An 18,183-nucleotide genomic window follows, 5' to 3' on the forward strand; every position below is an offset into this window, starting at 1 on the left:
GCGCCCCGGGCCTCTCGGCCTTGAGCACTGCGACGCGGGGATTTGGCCCGGTTACTGTCGCGCTGTCGACTCGTCATCTTTCAAGCGCTCCACCCGGTCCGCCGTCCAAACTAACGGTGAATCCGGGTTATTCCTCCCGAGCACCGACACGGGGAACCTCGCAGCGTGGGTTTAACTTGATTGCTCCAGATCCAGCGACGCCTTAAAATAGGCGATCTCCTCTTTCTGGCGCATCAAGGTCTCGAACTCACTGCGCTGTTTATAAAAATCAACCTCTTCCAACTGTCGGGTTAACTCCTGCAGCGTACGGGAGGCCCAATCCTTCTTCAGGCTCCGTATGCAATCCTGATAAAAACGCGCGGCGATATCGGGTGAATAATCCGGGTCCGCCAGCGCCTGTGCGACGGTGCGCTGAAACGCCGGGTGCTCAATGCTGGAGAGCAAGACCGGCGCGTTGATTTCGTTATGCTGTTGAAAGTGCGCCTGCATCGCGCCCAAAAAATCCGCGAGTTCCCGGGTCGACAGAAGATTCTCGAGCTCCTCCTCAAGAAATTGCGCCAACCACTTCGGGTGGTTTAGCAAGACCATTAAGATGCCGTATTCGGCGGCTTGAATTTCCAGGGGTCGATGCGACTGGAGCACGGCCTTTCGGGCCTGGGAGGCCAACTGTTTGGGCCGGCGTAAATAGTCCTTAAGGAACTCGGGAGCAATGGTGAGTCGTCGGCTCACCTCTTGTGCATAATGCTCCCAGATCAACGTATTATTGATGCCGTCGAGCAACTCAGCGACGTCTTGGAGCGCGGCGATCTTGCGATCGATATTATCACCTTCGGCCGGGCGCAATATCCGGTCGAGCGCCCACGCCACAAGTGGTTGGGCATTCTCGACTTTCTCAAATAATGCAGACGCTCCCCGGCGGCGCACAAAGGTATCAGGATCTTCTAGTTCGTCAAATCGAATTACAAGAGGCTCTAATTTGGTCGCCGCAAAAGACTTCAAACAGCGCACCGTGGCCTCCTCGCCGGCCTCATCGCCATCGAAGGCAATGACGACACGCTCACAATAACGCTCGAGCAGCCGCGCTTGTTCCTCGGTGAACGCGGTGCCCATCGGCGCGACCGCGGTCTCGATGCCCTTGGAGTGCAGGCAGATGACGTCGAAGTTACCCTCGACCAGCAGCGCGTAGCCCGCTTTTTGGATGGCGCGCTTGGCCGCGTGCAACCCATAAAGCTCGGAGCCCTTCGTGTAGAATTTGGTCTCCGGGGAGTTGATATATTTGGGCGCCTCATCGTTGGCGGCGATCGTGCGCCCGCCAAACCCCAGGGTATGGTCCCAGATATCAACGATGGGAAATACGATGCGGTGGCGGAAGCGGTCATAATGCCCGTTCCCGCTGCTGCGCGGCATCGCCAACCCGGCGCGCTCGACCAGGCGCGGGCTCATCTTCTTGGTCGCCAGGTGGTCCAGCAACCCCTGCCAGGCGTCGGGCGCGTAGCCCAGGCCAAAGCGCCTGGCGGTCTCCTCATCAATCTCGCGCTCGAGCAGATATTGGCGCGCGGCGCGCCCGGGCTCCGACCACAGATTCTGCTCAAAGAACGCGCGCGACTCGTCCATCACATTATAATAGAGGCGCTTGCCCTTTCGCTTCTGGCGCTCCCGCTTGGCCGCTTCCGGGTCCGGCTCGGGAATCTCAACCCCATTTCGCTCGGCCAACTTGCGCACGGCTTCGGGGAAATTGCAGCTCTCGATCGCCATAAAGAAGCTGATGACGTTGCCGCCCACCCCGCAGCCGAAGCACTTAAAGATCCCGCGCGCGGGCGTCACGAAAAAGCTCGGCGTATTCTCGTCGTGAAACGGGCAGAGCCCCTTATAATTACTCCCCGACTTCTTCATGCTGACGTAGTCCTGCACGGTGCGCAGGATATCTGCCCGGGCGAGGACTTCCTCGATCACTTCTTGGGGAATTAGAGCCATATGGAGTCGGTTAAGGACAAAGTCAATGCGGCGCGCAAACCATTATAAGTCGCGCGTTAATCCAAAATAACACTGATATTTTAAGGGCTTGACGCATCAAGAGGACCATCATCAGACGCCCTCAGTCTAGCGTCGCCTTCGGCGCTGTCAAATAGTTAGCGATAATAAGTTGTCGCACAGAGCCCTAAAATATCACCGTCCTTTTAACCCAGAGCTATTGACCGACTCTCGCCCATCAAATAGGCGGCGCGCTGGACCTGACCACGCGAGTGTTTAGGTTGCTCGCCCCGGGCGGCTGGGACCCGGGCGCGCCGGGCAAAACCAACGGGTGCGGCCTGCGAGATTTCGCCTCCGTAAAGGAGCCGCTCGACGCGGCATAGGTTTCCTCTAATTCACTAATATGGAGTGTTTGATGAAAATCCTAATTGGAGTCGATTTTTCCGAAGAGTCGCTCAACGCCGCAGCCCAGGGGTTCGCGATGGCCACGCAGCTGCGGGCCGAGCAAGAAGACGCCGAGGTCTTCGTCGCCTATATCGAAGGCTCGGGCAATTGGCACCCAACGATCAAACAGAAGCCACTGCTCGACAATCCCGAGAACCGCCTCAAAATCGAGAAGCATACCCGCGAATTTTTGCAGCAGCATTTTACCCAGAACCCGGACCAACAGGTCGACTACTCGCTGATCATCGAAGAGGGGCACGCGCGCAAAAAACTGCCCGAGATCGCCGAGCGAATCAACGCCGATTGGATCTTCGTGGGACGCTCGGGCAGCGGCGCGCTGGCTCGCATGACACTGGGCTCCACCTCTTATACCCTGGCCAACGCGCCGCCCTGCAACCTCGCGGTCGCCCATGCGAACGCCCCTGATTGGCAAAACTCGCCCAAGATCGCGGTGGGCATCGACTTCTCGGAGGCCAGCACGGCGGCGCTTAATTTAGCGATCGAGATCGCCCGCAAAGCCAAGGCGCAGCTCCACCTGGTCCACGTTATCTTCCCGGCCGGCCCAGTCAATATGCCCAACGGCAGCATCGCTTACGCCGGCGGAAATTATATCGACGTCGAGGCCCTTCGCACCCGAAGCAGCCACGATATCAAGGCCCTGATGAAGGCCCAACAGGCCAACCTCGACGATGTGGAATGGCATATCGATGTGCTCACCGGTTACCCCAAACAAGAAATGGTGAACTTTGCCGCCGACAATGATATCGACGCCATCGTTCTAGGAACCGTCGGCCGCTCGGCGCTGAGCAATTTCCTGCTCGGAAGCGTCGCCGCCGGCATCGTCAAACACAGTCCCTGCACGGTCTACCTGAGCGCGCCTGCGACCTAACGCGCGCCCAATAATCCGTGCGCAAAATGCACCCGATGTCACGCATCAAGCATTAAGAAGTAAGTTGTATTTATGACAGTATCTGAAATCAGAACGCCGAAAACTCAGAAGGCCTCCTGGGGGACCAGCCTTCAAGTCAGCGATGACCTCTGGCGGCTGCGCCTGCGCAATCCGAACACAGGCGGGCGCGACCGCATCATCGTCAACACCTATGTCTATGCGGGCGCGGATACCCTGGCGGTCATCGACCCCGGCTGGCCGAGCACCGTCGACCACCTCGAAGCGGCGCTGGCCGAACTCGGCCTTGCCCGCGACCTCGCCGACGTCGACTATTGGCTCTATACCCACGCCCATATCGACCATATGGGGGCGGCCGCGCTGCTAGAGAAGCGCAGCAAGGCCCCGCATATTGCCGCCAAGAGTCTGACTCCCTTTTGCCCCAAATGGCACCGCTTTCAGGACGAGATTCACGATTGGCGGCCCTGGATTCAGGAAGCCTTCGCCTCGCCGCATCGCGAGCGCCTGCTCGCCGCCCGACAGCACCACGGGCTCCTTGAGACCCATGGCCCCGCAGCGCTGACCCGCACCGAGTTCATCGACTTCGGCGAGCGCATCCAGATTGGTGATCTGAACCTGGAATTTGTGGACGCGCGCGGCCACGATCCCCACCACGGCGCATTTTTTGAGCGCGAGCGTGGCTGGTTATTTTCAGGAGACGTCATCCTGGCCGTGCCGACGCCGATTTGTCGCTCGATGCACGACGACCTCGACGCCTATCGCGGCAGCATCGCGCGTCTGGCCGCCCTTCCCGCCAGCCTTATCTTGCCGGGCCACGGGCTGCATCGACGCAACTCCAAGGACCAACCGTTTGAGCAACTCTTTGAGCGAAGCCTTAAATATGTCAGTGATTTCGAGAAGATAACGCGCCACACCCTCAGCCAGGCCACCGCGCCCCTTGACCTGTACGAGATCGCGATTCGCAGCACCCCGGAGCAGAAAATCCTCGAACCCGAAGCCCGCTGGTGGGTGCATATGGCGCTGATCGATTCGCACCTCGCCACGCTCGTTGAGCACGGTTTTGCGACACGCGTCGAAGGGCCAAGCGGTCCTCTCTATCACGTCTAAATATTCCCAACTCGCCGGCGTCTATATTTGGCGAGGCTGCGAACAAGCCTGCAATTCAGCTTAAAACCTGATATTCGAAAAGCGCTTCATAAATATAGCGTGACGATTCGAACTAAGCCTTCGACGCCACCCACCGATTACTTTCTAGAATTTTAATTCATTACACGATTTTCACTACCAAGAGTTACGTATGCTTAAGCAAATCAAAGGTCTGAATCTTCGCACGCCCCTCCTTATTATGCTGCTCGCCGGCGGCATCGGCGCCGCGGCTGTCGGCTGCAAGGCGACCGGCAACGACGCCGTTAAAGAGGACACCACCGAGGCCGAGGCCAACCAGAATATGAAAGAAGAAGAAGCGAGCGACGAAGCGGCTGAGTCCACGGGGCAGCGCCTCAAAAGCCCGGAGGTCTCGGAGAAGACCATGGAAGCGCTGGTGGCGGGCAATACCCAATTCGCCCTGGACCTCTACGCCAAGGTGTCCACCGAGAGCGACAACGTGTTCTACTCGCCTTTTAGCGTGTCCGAAGCGTTGACGATGGTCTCGGCCGGCGCGCGCGGCGAGACCGCCAAGCAGATGATGGAGACGCTGAACCTCGACCTGGAGCCGTCCGAGTTGCACCCGGCGTTCAACGCGCTGGACACCAAATTGATGAACCTCGGCGAGAAGCCGCAAAAGCCGACCTCGGAGCCGTTCCAGTTGACCATCGCCAACTCCATCTGGGGACAAACCGGCGAAAACTTCAAACCCGAGTTCGTCAATACGCTCGGCGCCAACTACGGCGCGGGCCTGAGCACGCTCGACTTCGTCAACGGCGCAGAGCCGGCGCGCAAAGAGATCAACGCCTGGGTCGAAGAGAAAACTCAGGAGCGCATCAAAGATCTGATGCCCGAGGGCTCGGTGACCGCCGATACACGCCTGGTCCTGACTAACGCGATCTATTTCAAAGCATCCTGGATGGCCGACTTCCAAAAAGAAGCCACCCAACAAGGCGACTTCACCCTGCGTGATGGCTCCAAGGTCAAAGCCGACCTGATGAACCAGGTCGCGTTCTTCGACTACGCCGAGATGGACGGCTTCAAAGCCGTCGCCCTGCCCTACGACGGCGGCGACGCGTCAATGCTCGTCCTGCTGCCCGAAGACCTGGCAAAATTCGAGGCGAGCCTGAGCGCCGATACGCTCAACGACACCGTGGCGGCCCTGGAGAAGAAGAACGTCGCGCTGACGCTTCCGAAATTCGAGTTCACCGCGCCGCTGACCCTCACCCACACCCTCAAGGCCATGGGCATGGCCGACGCGTTCAGCGATAGCGCCGACTTCTCGGGCATCGCCGACTCGGGCCTGAGCATCAGCGAAGTCATCCACAAAGCATTCGTCGCCGTGGACGAGTCCGGCACCGAAGCTGCCGCCGCCACCGGCATCAGCATGCGCGTCACCTCGATGCCCGCTGAGCCGGTCCAGTTCAAGGCCGACAAGCCCTTCATCTTCGTAATTCGCGACAACACCACCGGCAGCGTCCTCTTCATGGGTCGCCTGGCCAACCCGAGCGCGCAGGCCGAATAAATCGCGCTTATTCCGATCTCGGACAATATTGTCCGAAGATTTGGAGCGCTTTGGAAAAACGAGTTAAAGACGCGGGCCACCTGGCCCGCGTTTTTTTATTTTCAACTCCAAAAAAATCACGCAACCCTGCCGACCAGAGGGCGATCCGACGGTGCAAACACGGCGACACTTTCGCGCAATATTGGCTATTGGCACGAAGCGTGCACAAACTAGAAACACACCGAACGGCGCATGGTTCGCCACGTCGTTTATTTGATTCTCACTGACTTATTTACTCAGCATCTCTCAGATAACCTCGGAGAATACCTAATGATTAAGCACTCGCTTCAAGCCGGCCTCGGCGCTCGCCTCCTCGCCCTTCTCTTGGCCGCAAGTGTCGGCGGAACCCTTGTGGGCTGCGAAGACGCGGCCGATGATTCCAAAGAACAGCCCGACATCACCCAGCCCGGCGAGGAAGTTCGCTCGGATAAGCAGCGCGTGGCGAACCCCCAGGTGCCCCAGAGTGATCGCGAAGAGCTGGTGAAGGGAAATACCGACTTCGCCTTCGACCTCTATAAAGAGATCGCGGGACAGGACAAAAACCTCTTCTTCTCGCCGTTTAGCATCTCCGAAGCCCTCACGATGACCTACGCCGGGGCGCGCGGCGAGACCGAGGCCGAGATGGCCGACGTCCTGCACCTCAGCGGCGACCAGGTCCAGGTTCACCCCGCCTTCAACTGGCTCGACGCCCACCTGATGGACCTCGCCGAGACGCCGATCAACGAGGAGTCCGAGCCCTTCGAATTGGCCGTCGCGAACTCCATCTGGGGGCAGGCGGGCTATCCCTTCAAGGCCGACTTCCTCGACACCCTCGCGCTGAACTACGGCGCCGGGCTCAACACCATGGACTTCAAATCTCAGCCCGAGGAGGCGCGCCAAGAGATCAATAAATGGGTCGAAGGAAAGACCAACGAGCGCATCAAAGACCTACTCCCCGAAGGCATGATCACGGTCGATACGCGCATGGTGCTGACCAACGCGATCTTCTTCAAGGCCTCCTGGCTCTATGCCTTCGACGAGGAAGTCACCGCGCCGGGCGACTTCACCCTGCGCGACGGCTCCACGGTCAGCGCCGACCTGATGTACCAGAACACCGACCTGAGATACGCCGAGTTGGATAACTTCAAGGCCGTTGAGCTCCCCTATGACGGCGGCGACGTGTCGATGCTCGTCTTATTGCCCGAAGACCTCGCCGCCTTCGAGGCAGACCTGGACGCCGACACCATCAAGGACGCGGTTGAAGCCCTTGAGTTCAAGGATGTTCAACTGACCCTGCCGAAATTCTCGTTCACCCTGCCGCTGCCGCTGACCGACACGCTCAAAGATATGGGCATGACGACCGCGTTCAGCGACGACGCTGACTTCTCGGGCATGAACGACCTCAACGAGCTGCGCATCACCGACGTGGTGCACAAAGCTTTCGTGTCGGTCGATGAGGAAGGCACCGAGGCCGCCGCCGCGACCGCGGTGGTGGTGGGCGTCGAGTCCTCCGGGCCGAACGAGCTGGTCGACTTCAAGGCCGACAAGCCGTTTATCTTCGTGATTCGGGCCAACCAAACCGGCAGCCTGCTCTTCGTGGGCCGCGTGCTGGACCCGACCAAATAAGTCACGCACCCGCGATCCGCCTCGGGCCAACGGGCCCGAGGCTCAAAATAACGCTGCATAAATTCGGAGACGCTCAAATGTATCGCTATTCTTTTCAATCTCGCCTCGGCGCCCGGCTACTCACGCTACTTCTGGCAGGAAGCATCGCCGGTGGACTCATCGGTTGCGAAGACGCGACCCAGGAAGACACCAAACCCGAACCCACAGCACCCGGCGAGGTTCGCTCGGATAAGCAGCGCGTGGCGAACCCCGACGTTGCGCAAAGCGCGCGCGACGCGCTGGTCGCGGGCAATACCGAGTTCGCGCTGGACCTCTATAAGAAGATTGCGGAGGAAGATAAAAACCTCTTCTACTCCCCATTTAGCATCTCTGAGGCCCTCGCGATGACCTACGCCGGCGCGCGGGGTGAGACGGCCAGCCAGATGGCCGAGACGCTGCATTTCAATAGCAAACAGGGACTGGTGCATCCGGCATTTAACTGGCTCGACGCCCACCTGATGGACCTCGGCGAGACGCCGGTGCTCGAGGACTCCTCGCCCTTCGAATTGGCGGTCGCGAACTCCATCTGGGGGCAAATCGACTACGCCTTCGAGACCAACTTCCTCGACACCCTCGCGCTGAACTACGGCGCCGGCTTGAACACGCTCGACTTCGCGGCGGCCCCTGAGCAGTCGCGCCAGACCATCAACGGATGGGTCGAAGCCCAGACCAATGACCGCATCAAAGACTTGATCCCCGAGCAGATGATCACCACCGACACGAAGATGGTGCTGACCAACGCGATCTTCTTTAAGGCGTCCTGGCTCAATCCTTTCCAGGAAGAGATGACCATCGAGGGTGACTTCACCCGCCGAGACGGCTCAACCGTCAGCGCGCAGATGATGCGCCAAACCACCGGCTTTATGCACGCTCAGATGGACGGATTCCAGGCCGTCTCGCTCCCCTATGATGGCGGAGACGTGTCGATGCTCGTGATTTTGCCCGAGGATATCGAGGCATTTGAAGCCGAGCTCGACGCCGATACGCTCGCCGACACGGTCGCCGCGATGGAATCAACGACGGTGCACCTGACGCTGCCGAAATTCGAGTATACCCTGCCGCTGACGCTCTCTGAGGTCCTGCCCGAGTTGGGCATGCCGCTGGCGTTTTCGGATAACGCGGACTTCTCGGGCATGAGCACCACGAGCCAATTGCGCATCGCCGAGGTCGTACATAAGGCATTTGTCGCGGTCGACGAGAGCGGCACCGAGGCGGCCGCCGCCACCGCGGTCATCATGGAAGACACCGCAGCCCCGGTTGATCCGATCGAGTTTAAGGCCGACAAGCCTTTCATCTTTATGATCCGCGCCAACCAAACCGGCAGTCTGCTCTTCGTGGGCCGGGTATCGGACCCCAGCGCGTCGAATTAATTCGCGAATCTGCATCCATCATCATTTTGGAGAACGCAAATGTTAAAATACTCACTTCAGTCCCGCTTCGGCGCCCCCCTGCTCTCATTACTCCTGGCCGGCAGCTTCGGCGCAGCCCTGGTCGGCTGCGAGGACGCGGCCCAGGAGGATACGAAACCCGAGCAGACCGAACCCGGCGAGGTTCGCTCGGATGAGCAGCGCGTCGCGAACCCGGACGTGTCCGAGAGCGCGCGCCAGGCGCTGGTGGCGGGCAATACCGACTTCGCCCTGGACCTCTACCGCGAAATCGCCGCCCAAGACGCCAACCTCTTCTACTCGCCGTTTAGCATCTCGGAAGCCCTGGCGATGACCTATGCCGGCGCGCGCGGCGAGACCGCCGCGCAGATGGCCGCCACCCTGCACCTGAACGCCGACCAGGCGATGGTGCACCCGGCGTTTAACTGGCTCGACGCCCACCTGATGAACCTGGGTGAGACGCCGACCAACGAAGGCTCACACCCCTTCGAGTTGGCGGTCGCGAACTCCATCTGGGGGCAGGCTGGCTATCAGTTCGAGGCTGATTTCCTCGACACCCTCGCCCTGAATTACGGCGCGGGCCTCAACACGATGGACTTTATCGAGGCGCCCGAGGCGTCGCGTCAGACCATCAACCAATGGGTTGAAGATAAAACAAAAGAGCGCATCAAAGACCTGATACCGGAGGGCGCGATCACCCAGGACACCCGGATGGTCCTGACCAACGCGATCTATTTCAAGGCATCCTGGCTCTACGCCTTTGAGGAGAGCATGACCGCGGCGGGCGACTTCAATAAGCTCGACGGCTCGACGCTCAGCGTCGACTTGATGCAGCAGACCAACTATTTGAGCTATGCGCAGATGGACGGCTTCGAGGCGCTCGAGCTCCCCTACGATGGCGGAGACGTCTCGATGCTTATCCTCTTGCCCGAAGACCTGGCGGCCTTTGAGCAAGGGTTGGATTCGGCAACGCTCAGCGCCACGATTGAGGCGCTCGAGAATACCTACACCAAGATCACGCTGCCGAAATTCGAATACACGCTCGACCTGCCGCTGGCGCAGACCCTGCAGGACATGGGTATGACCGACGCGTTTAGCAGCAGCGCGGACCTATCGGGCATCACCGGCACCCGCGACCTGGTCATCAGCGACGTGGTCCACAAGGCCTTCGTCGCCGTCGATGAAGAGGGCACCGAAGCCGCCGCGGCGACCGCCGTGATCGGCGGCGCCACCTCGGTGCCACCGGAGCCGGTCGATTTCCGCGTCGACAAACCCTTTATCTTCATGATCCGCGCAAACCAGACCGGCAGCCTGCTCTTCGTAGGCCGCGTTCTGGAGCCGAACGCCGCCGAATAACCCCGACACATCCTTCGCCCCGGGCGCTGCCGCCCGGGGCGAAGTTTTGCCCCCCGCCTGACACTCAAACCTGGTATAAGCAATGCAAAAATACTCTCTTCGGGCTCGCCTGAGCGCCCCACTTCTCTCGCTGCTCCTCGCCGGTGGATTGGGCGCAGGTGCCGCTGGCTGCCAGGACGCAGCGCAAGCGGACACCCAACCCGACCCCTCGGAAGGCGCCCCCGGCGAAGTTCGCTCGGACAAGCAACGCGTCGCGAACCCGCAGGTCTCCGAGAGCGCCCGACAGGCGCTTGTGGCGGGCAATACCGACTTCGCCCTGGACCTGTATCGCGAGATCGCCGGCGAGGATAAGAACCTCTTTTACTCGCCATTTAGCATCTCCGAGGCGCTCGCCATGACCTACGCCGGCGCGCGCGGCGAAACGGCCGCGCAGATGGCCGAGACCCTGCACCTAAATACCCAGCAAGACCAGGTTCACCCCGCGTTCAACTGGCTTGACGCCCACCTGATGAACCTGGGCGAGACGCCGTTTAACGAGGGCTCGGAGCCCTTCGAGCTGGCGGTCGCGAACTCCATCTGGGGACAAACCGGCTATCATTTTGAGGAGGCATTCCTCGACACCCTCGCGCTGAATTACGGCGCTGGTCTCCATACGCTGGACTTCAATGGGGCGCACGAAGCGTCGCGCCAGACCATCAACGGCTGGGTCGAAGACCAGACCAACGACCGCATCAAAGATCTGATCCCCGCGGGCGTCATCACCAAAGACACGCGCCTGGTGCTGACCAACGCGATCTTCTTCAAGGCCTCCTGGCTTCACGCCTTCGAGAAGAACGACACCGCTGCGGGCGAGTTCACCCGGGTGGATAACTCCACGCTCCAGGTCGATTTGATGGAGCAAACCAACTTCTTAAAATACGCGCAAATGGAGGGGTACCAGGCGGTAGAGCTCCCCTATGATGGGGGCGACGTGTCGATGCTCATCCTGCTGCCCGAGGACCTGGCGGCTTTTGAGCAGAACCTCGACGCCGCCACCCTCAGCGCGACGGTCGACGCGCTCTCGGTCCAAAACACCACCGTGACGCTGCCAAAATTTGAGTTCAAATTGGACCTTCCGCTCGGCGAGACACTCCAAGATATGGGGATGACCGAGGCGTTCTCGGACGACGCCGACCTCTCTGGCATGACCGGCACCCGCGAGCTCATGGTCAGCGACGTGGTTCACCAGGCATTTGTGGCCGTCGATGAAGAGGGCACCGAGGCCGCCGCTGCGACCGCGGTGGTCGTCGGCCCGGGCTCGGAGCCCCCAGAGCCGGTTGAGTTCCGCGCAGACAAGCCCTTTATCTTCATGATTCGCGCGAACCAGACCGGCAGCTTACTCTTCGTGGGTCGGGTCTTGGAGCCCAACGCCGCCCAATAAGCGCGCCCCCAGATCGCAAAATGCCCCCATTCCTGGGGGCATTTTTTTACCGACTCGGCTCCTCATATTCGCTGACTTTTTAGCGCGGCATGATCCGAGACTCCACGAGCTTCTCGACCACGGTGTCCACCCCGCCCGCGCTCGTCTCGCGCAGCACCCGCTGGACCAGACCGTGACCGTGGGCGAAATACCGCGTGTGCTCACGGCCGCGGTAGTAGCTGCTGATGCTGCTCAGTGGCCCGAGCCCGCGAATCTCAACGGTGTTGGTATAGGTGCCCGCGGGGGTGCTCACATCGCGCCAATCCGAGCCCACCTCAAAGACCGAGTTCGCCCCGTCGGAGCCGGACTCAGCGCGCAGCTCACCCCCGGCGCCCCAGGCCTCGTTAAGGCTCAGCGGAAAGACGTAAATCGGGGTCTCGCGGTCCAGATATGCCAACAACCAGGCGAGGTCTTTGATGCGCGCGCGGCACGCCGAGGAGCATTGATAGATGCGCTTGGGGAGCAGCAAGAAATACTCATAGCTCGTGCTCAAGGCCTCGTCGTTATAAGAGCGGCGAAGCGTCACCAGGCGCCGGCTGCCGTAGCGATCGACGGAGACGACCTCGAGAAGGGTCTCGGTCGCGGCGAGGGCGGTCGACGCGGGCGGGTGGGCGAGGGTGTCGGGTTGCAATGAGTCGGCGTCGAGCGCGACACCTGCGCCCTGTTCGGCGGTCGGCGCTCCCTCGGCGCTCGCTGACGAAGGTGAGTCAGACGCGGCGTTTTTGGGGGTCACCCGGCTGCGGTGATAGCGCCAAAAGTTCCCAACCGCGAGCGGATAGGGATACTCACGGGTCTCGAGCAGCTCGGGCTTCAGGTGCAGACCGGCGCGGGCGTAGCTGTCGAGCAGCGGGCTCATCTCGACCGCCGAGCCCAGGCTCAGCGTGGAGGCGCCGGGAGTGCGGACCGATGATTGAATGCGCAGAATCTTTCGAATCCGCAGCTCGAAGACAAGATCACTGCCGCGCAACTTCAGCTTAAGAATATTACCCCAATGCTGGGCGACCACATCGCCCTCTTCGGCGACCGGCCCGTCAACCCGGCGCCCCTGCCCGAGCTCAAGCTCGACGAACTCAAGCACCGAGCCCCAGCCGCCGTCGGGGGCCTCGGACGCCAGCCCCGGCTCAAAATTTCGCCAGACTTCCAGGCTCGACGCCTGGAGCGTGTCGACGAATTTGCGCGCATCCTTCAGGTCTACGCGCACCAGGCCGGCGTAATCTTCGGGGGCGACAAAGAGCGCGTCCCAGCCGGCCTCGTCGCGCTCGACGAGCGCCTTAAAGACCGCCTCACCCAACGCCTGTGCGTCCGGGATCGGCGCGCGCTTGGCGCCCTGCGCCCCAAGGGCCGCCCCCCAGCTCCCGCTGGCGCTGGCCCCCTGCTCATATTGGCGCAGCATGCGCCGCTCCCGCACGCCAGACGCTTCCGGCGTCAGGGTGGGCTGCTCGGTGTAGACAAGCGGCTGCAAGGGGCGCAGCGCCGCGGGCGTCTCAGCCTGCGGCGCCTCTGTACACGCAGAAAACCCTGCCGCGAGCGACAGGGTTAGCGCGATTGCTCCAAAGCGGACGAGTAATCCCATGCGATTGTTTCGAATCACTCGTCCACTTTCCTGCAAAAGATACGTCATAATCTAAGGTCAGTATGCTGGAACCGCATCGTCGGGATACGGGAAGTCACCGCCATCGGAGAAGATCGCCTCGGCAGCGGTGTTCCACTGAGTCACGAACGGATTCACCGGGCGGCCGAAGAGAACAAAATAATGATGCTCTCCGATGGGATAGGTCGCGTCGACCTGCACGAAACCACCGATATTGTCGATATAATTCGGCACGGTGTTGTCATGGTTTTGGAAGATCAAATCCTGCTCAGGTGTACGAATTCGCACCGTATACCCACACATCTGCTCGCCGCCAACGGTGCGTATCGGCTGCGTAAACGCGGTGTAGGAGTCTTCGGCACCGGGAGTCACCGGGAACCCCGAATAGTCGAGGGTATCGTGGCAGTCCAGGACAGCGATTTCATCCCAGACCACCTGGGACTCGTCGAGCAACCCACCAGGCCCCGTGGGGGCGGGACATTCTTCGGCGGGCGGAGCGTTCGGGTCGGTCTGCTCTTCTTCCTCAGCGACCGAGACCGCCGCCGACATGCAATCTCTGAATTCCTCACTATCGCGATACGCGCGAACAATGCCGCCACGAATCAACCCGGCGGACAGGTTCTGATTGGTGCGCGGGTCCACGATGCGCTGGCCCCAGACCAACCGATAGTTTTCGTCGTCGGTCACCGGGAAGAACCAGGGGTCATCATTCACGCGAGCGATCAGCACGTCGCGCTGGTCGCGGTCGTCCTGGCGAATCGGGGTCTCACCACAACGGGTCTCAGCGGTCTGCTCTTTCGACGCTTCGTAGTAGGTCTGCCGGGGGACCTCCCATTCCGTCTGATATGAATACGACAGAAGTTCGGTGGGCATATAGGCGTTGTTGAGTGACAAGGAGTTGGCAAACGACGCCACACAGGTCGGGCTGAACGTACGCGTATTCCGGAAGAGCGATGCATTGCCTGCCGCCTCTCCCGAGCGCCGACTGATCACCATCGTCGCGGTCTCTTGCGGGTACAGGGTGAAGAGCTCCTTGCTGAACTCAATGGTGGTCGGCGCGCCGTCAATCATCAGCACGAATTGGTTGGAGTTTGTGTTTCGGTCCAAGACCACCGCCTCTTCGGTGCGCTGGCCAAATGGCAGACCCGAGGCGAGTTTGCCGGTCGGCCCGTAGAGCGTCAGCTTGCTGCTGCCAGGATACCCGTTGAGCACGTAGACGAAGACCGTCTCACCGGTCGCGTCGGCCCCGCCGCCGCAGCCACTCAAGCAAAGAATGCTGCCGGCACAAAGCAGTGTCATAAACTGCACGATTTTTTTAACTGCAACCATTCTTAATCCCTTATTGAAAACGCGCGCCGTACACCCATTTAGAACTTTAGATTCCGAGCCTAACTCGATGGTGCTTCCAGCGTCATTCATGCATCCAACATTCACATAACTTGGGCCAAAACATACTCGACTCACGCTCGCAGTGTCAAACAAGCACTACGCGCTCCCCCCCGCATTTTGGCACTCGAAACCAAGAAAAGCAAAGAGCCGAATATCGACCCTATGCGGGCAAATATTCGGCTCTAAAGCGGGGCGGACGAGACTCGAACTCGCGACCTCTGGCGTGACAGGCCAGCGTTCTAACCAACTGAACTACCGCCCCTTTCGGGGTTTGCATCGAGCAACTCAAAAACTTAGCGGAAGGGGGTGAAACAAGCGGGGCGGACGAGACTCGAACTCGCGACCTCTGGCGTGACAGGCCAGCGTTCTAACCAACTGAACTACCGCCCCGTATCCACTAAATTGTCATCTCGAAAGATGTTGCTCTCACTCAAGTTGTCCCCAAGCATCTGAGAACATCTGCTCGGAAGACATGGGCACACCTGGGATCGAACCAGGGACCTACTGCTTGTAAGGCAGCCGCTCTCCCGCTGAGCTATGCGCCCTCCGGATGAGTTAGTAACTCTCCGTCGAAGCGAAACGGAACCTACGGTAGGTCCCCTGGTTCGTCAAGTAGTATTTATTCATTTTGCCATCTTTTTTTTCAATTCTTAAAAAAGCGGCGTTTCAGGGCTGTTTTGGGCCTTAATGAATCGGAGAATCGTCCAAATGCCGTACACTCTGACGATCTTCGCGATCCCCGAATCCCTCGGCCTCGCCTGGCTGAAGTCCAAATTCGCCAGATTCGATTTGACGAATTTGCAAATCCGCCAGCGGTCGGCGCAGGCGGCGCAAGAATTCGGCCGGATCCGCCAAAACCAGGGCGTGACCGAGCACCTCATCAATGCTCTCAACCGGGACGATTTCCATGGCCTCACGCACGCTGTCGGGAATCTCACCCAGGTCGTTGCGATTGGGCCCAGGAATCAACGCTTTTTTGATGCCCGCGCGGTGCGCGGCCAGCAACTTCTCTTTGAGCCCGCCCACAGCGAGCACACGCCCGCGCAGCGTAATCTCCCCGGTCATGGCGACGTCGCGGCGCACCGGAATGCCACAAAGGGCACTGACAAGGCTGGTCGCCATCGTAACGCCGGCCGAGGGACCATCTTTGGGCAGCGCAGCCTCGGGGAAATGCACATGCATATCGACGCGGGTGTGGAAGTCCGGGCGCAACCCCAGGTTCTCGGCGCGGGTGCGCACATAGGTGATCGCCGCGCGCGCCGACTCCTGCATCACATCGCCGAGCTTGCCGGTGATCGAGACCTTGCCGCTGCCGGCCATCACGGTCGCCTCCGCGTGCAGCATCACGCCGCCAAATTGGGTCCAGGCCATGCCGTTGGTCAGCCCGACCTCGTCGCTCTGCTCCAACTCCCGTTTGCGAAAGCGCGGCGCCCCGAGATAATCCTCCAGGTGCTGCGGCCCAATATGATAGCTGCTCTCGTCGCCGCCCGAGACCACCTTGCGCGCGACCTTTCGAAAGATCGAGCCGAGCTTCTGCTCGAGGTTTCGAACGCCCGCCTCCCGGGTATAATCCTCAATCACCCGAATCACCGCCGGGTCGTCCAGGGTCACATCGACCTGGGAGATGCCGTTATTCTCCTGCTGCTTATTGATCAGATAGCGCCGGGCGATCTGGACCTTTTCGCGGTCGGTATACCCGGCCAATTCGATGATCTCCATGCGGTCGCGCAGCGGCGCAGGGATGCTGCTCAAATCGTTGGCAGTGCAGATAAACATGACCCGCGAGAGGTCGTAATCGAGGTCCAGATAGTGGTCCGAGAAGGTCGCGTTCTGCTCCGGGTCGAGCACCTCGAGCAACGCGGCCGACGGGTCGCCGCGGAAGTCGGTCGACATCTTGTCGATCTCGTCGAGCAAGAAGACCGGGTTGGAGGAGCCCGCGCGCTTCAGCGATTGAATCAACTTTCCGGGCATCGACCCGACATAGGTGCGCCGGTGCCCACGAATCTCGGCCTCGTCGCGCACGCCGCCGAGGCTCAGGCGCACAAAATTTCGCCCCGTCGCCCGCGCGATGGAGCGCCCAAGCGAGGTCTTACCGACGCCGGGGGGCCCGACCAGGCACAGAATCGGCCCGCGCGGCGTGTCGACCAGCGCCTGGACGGCGAGGTGCTCGAGGATGCGCTCCTTGGGCTTCTCCATGCCGAAATGGTCCGAGTCAAGGATCGCCTCGGCCTCTTCGACGTCGATACGGTCCTCGGTCATCTCGCCCCAGGGTAAGGCGAGCACCCAGTCGATATAATTTCGCACGACGGTCGCCTCGGCGCTCATCGGGCCCATCAACTTTAGCTTCGCCATCTCCTTATCGAGGCGCTCGCGCGCTTCCTCCGGGAGCTCTTTCTCGGCGATGCGGGTCTCCAACTCCTCAAACTCATCGTCGAATTGCGTCTTCTTATTGCTCCAGGACTTGCGCGACCCGCCGTCTTTGGACTTATCGTAGAAGTCGCGCTGCGAGCGCTCCATCTGCTTTTTGACCCGACGGCGAATATCCTCGTCGGCCTTCTGGCTCTCCTGCTCGGCCTTCATCAAAATGTCGAGCTTCTCAAGGCGCTCCAGCGGGTCGAAGGCCTCCAGGATCTCCTGCTTCTCGGCGAGCTTCAGCGAGATATGGGCCACCACAAGGTCGGCGAGCTTGCCCGGGTCGCTCACTCGCGCGACGTGCGAGAGCATCTCCGGGGGGACGCGTTTATTAATCTGCACATAGCGCTCAAACCCTGCGCGCACCCGCGCGATGAGCCGGTCGATCTCAAGCTGGGCGTCACTCGAGGTCTGGCTCGCGCTGACGTCCTGAACCTCGCGCACGTCCACCTCAAAATACGGCTCGTCCTTGGCGAACGAGGCGATCTTCATGCGACGCCGCCCCTCCACGAGCACCCGCACGGTGCCGTCGGGCAGCCGCAGCAATTGCACGATGCGCCCGACGGTTCCCACGGCGTAAATATCGTCCTGGGTGGGGTTATTCGTCTTGGATTTAATCTGGGCGGCCAGGGCGATGTCTTTGTCGGCGTTCATCGCCTCTTCGAGCGCCTGGATGCTCTTATCTCGCCCAACAAAGAGGCGCACCACTCGCCCCGGAAAGACGATGATATCTCGCAGCGGCAGCAACGGAAGACGGCGAATCGCGGTATCCGCGGAGTTATTCGAATCTTGAGAAGACGACATGATTTCCTCGATTCATCGGGCGGAGCAGTCCAGGACGCCAAAATTTCCAGGGGCGGCGCTGCCCACGGCGTGGGGTGACCTTCCTCCAAAAATTATTGTGGGTGCTGGGCCGAG

Annotated in this window: 11 protein-coding genes and 3 tRNA genes; 7 read left to right on the forward strand and 7 right to left on the reverse strand. The window is 60.5% G+C overall.

Annotation, left to right across the window (positions count from 1 at the left end; all coding sequences use genetic code 11):
• Positions 1 to 171: 171 nt before the first annotated feature.
• Positions 172 to 1,974, reverse strand: a complete 1,803-nt coding sequence (gene dnaG, locus DN745_RS13095) for a DNA primase (protein WP_111335492.1) — start codon at positions 1,972 to 1,974, stop codon at positions 172 to 174.
• A 412-nt stretch (positions 1,975 to 2,386) separates the two neighbouring features.
• On the opposite strand from dnaG, the gene DN745_RS13100 reads away from it, so the two are divergent.
• The 7 genes from DN745_RS13100 to DN745_RS13130 all read left to right on the forward strand — a co-directional run bounded on the left by DN745_RS13100 (position 2,387) and on the right by DN745_RS13130 (position 11,834).
• A complete protein-coding gene (locus tag DN745_RS13100; RefSeq protein ID WP_162687656.1) occupies positions 2,387 to 3,304 on the forward strand; it encodes a universal stress protein in 918 nt (305 codons plus the stop codon).
• Between the two features lie 72 nt (positions 3,305 to 3,376).
• The gene (locus DN745_RS13105; RefSeq protein ID WP_111335496.1) at positions 3,377 to 4,429 is read left to right on the forward strand and encodes an MBL fold metallo-hydrolase; all 1,053 of its coding nucleotides are present in this window, start codon (positions 3,377 to 3,379) and stop codon (positions 4,427 to 4,429) included.
• A gap of 190 nt (positions 4,430 to 4,619) precedes the next feature.
• Positions 4,620 to 5,990 carry a serpin family protein gene (locus DN745_RS13110; protein WP_111335497.1) on the forward strand — a complete coding sequence of 457 codons (1,371 nt, stop codon included), beginning with the start codon at positions 4,620 to 4,622 and terminating at the stop codon, positions 5,988 to 5,990.
• A gap of 309 nt (positions 5,991 to 6,299) precedes the next feature.
• Positions 6,300 to 7,634, forward strand: coding sequence for a serpin family protein (locus DN745_RS13115; RefSeq protein ID WP_162687657.1), 1,335 nt, complete (start codon positions 6,300 to 6,302; stop codon positions 7,632 to 7,634).
• Positions 7,635 to 7,711: 77 nt separating this feature from the next.
• Positions 7,712 to 9,043: a serpin family protein gene (locus DN745_RS13120; RefSeq protein WP_111335500.1), complete on the forward strand. Its 1,332-nt coding sequence runs from the start codon at positions 7,712 to 7,714 to the stop codon at positions 9,041 to 9,043.
• 39 nt (positions 9,044 to 9,082) lie between these two features.
• Positions 9,083 to 10,414 (forward strand): serpin family protein, encoded by a 1,332-nt coding sequence (locus DN745_RS13125; RefSeq protein ID WP_111335502.1) that lies wholly within the window; start codon positions 9,083 to 9,085, stop codon positions 10,412 to 10,414.
• A gap of 82 nt (positions 10,415 to 10,496) precedes the next feature.
• Positions 10,497 to 11,834: a serpin family protein gene (locus DN745_RS13130; protein ID WP_111335504.1), complete on the forward strand. Its 1,338-nt coding sequence runs from the start codon at positions 10,497 to 10,499 to the stop codon at positions 11,832 to 11,834.
• Positions 11,835 to 11,913: 79 nt separating this feature from the next.
• On the opposite strand, the gene DN745_RS13135 is transcribed toward DN745_RS13130, so the two are convergent.
• The 6 genes from DN745_RS13135 to lon form a co-directional block, all read right to left on the reverse strand.
• The gene (locus tag DN745_RS13135; RefSeq protein WP_133621847.1) at positions 11,914 to 13,446 is read right to left on the reverse strand and encodes a hypothetical protein; all 1,533 of its coding nucleotides are present in this window, start codon (positions 13,444 to 13,446) and stop codon (positions 11,914 to 11,916) included.
• Between the two features lie 57 nt (positions 13,447 to 13,503).
• Positions 13,504 to 14,763, reverse strand: coding sequence for a hypothetical protein (locus DN745_RS13140; RefSeq protein WP_133621846.1), 1,260 nt, complete (start codon positions 14,761 to 14,763; stop codon positions 13,504 to 13,506).
• A gap of 278 nt (positions 14,764 to 15,041) precedes the next feature.
• Positions 15,042 to 15,115, reverse strand: a tRNA-Asp gene (locus DN745_RS13145).
• A gap of 54 nt (positions 15,116 to 15,169) precedes the next feature.
• Positions 15,170 to 15,243: transfer RNA gene (locus DN745_RS13150), tRNA-Asp, on the reverse strand.
• Positions 15,244 to 15,326: 83 nt separating this feature from the next.
• Positions 15,327 to 15,398: transfer RNA gene (locus DN745_RS13155), tRNA-Val, on the reverse strand.
• A 139-nt stretch (positions 15,399 to 15,537) separates the two neighbouring features.
• Positions 15,538 to 18,069 carry an endopeptidase La gene (gene lon / locus DN745_RS13160; RefSeq protein WP_111335510.1) on the reverse strand — a complete coding sequence of 844 codons (2,532 nt, stop codon included), beginning with the start codon at positions 18,067 to 18,069 and terminating at the stop codon, positions 15,538 to 15,540.
• Between the last annotated feature and the right edge of the window lie 114 nt (positions 18,070 to 18,183).

Origin of the sequence: Bradymonas sediminis (assembly GCF_003258315.1) — a bacterium.
Classification (GTDB): Bacteria; Myxococcota_A; Bradymonadia; order Bradymonadales; family Bradymonadaceae; genus Bradymonas; species Bradymonas sediminis.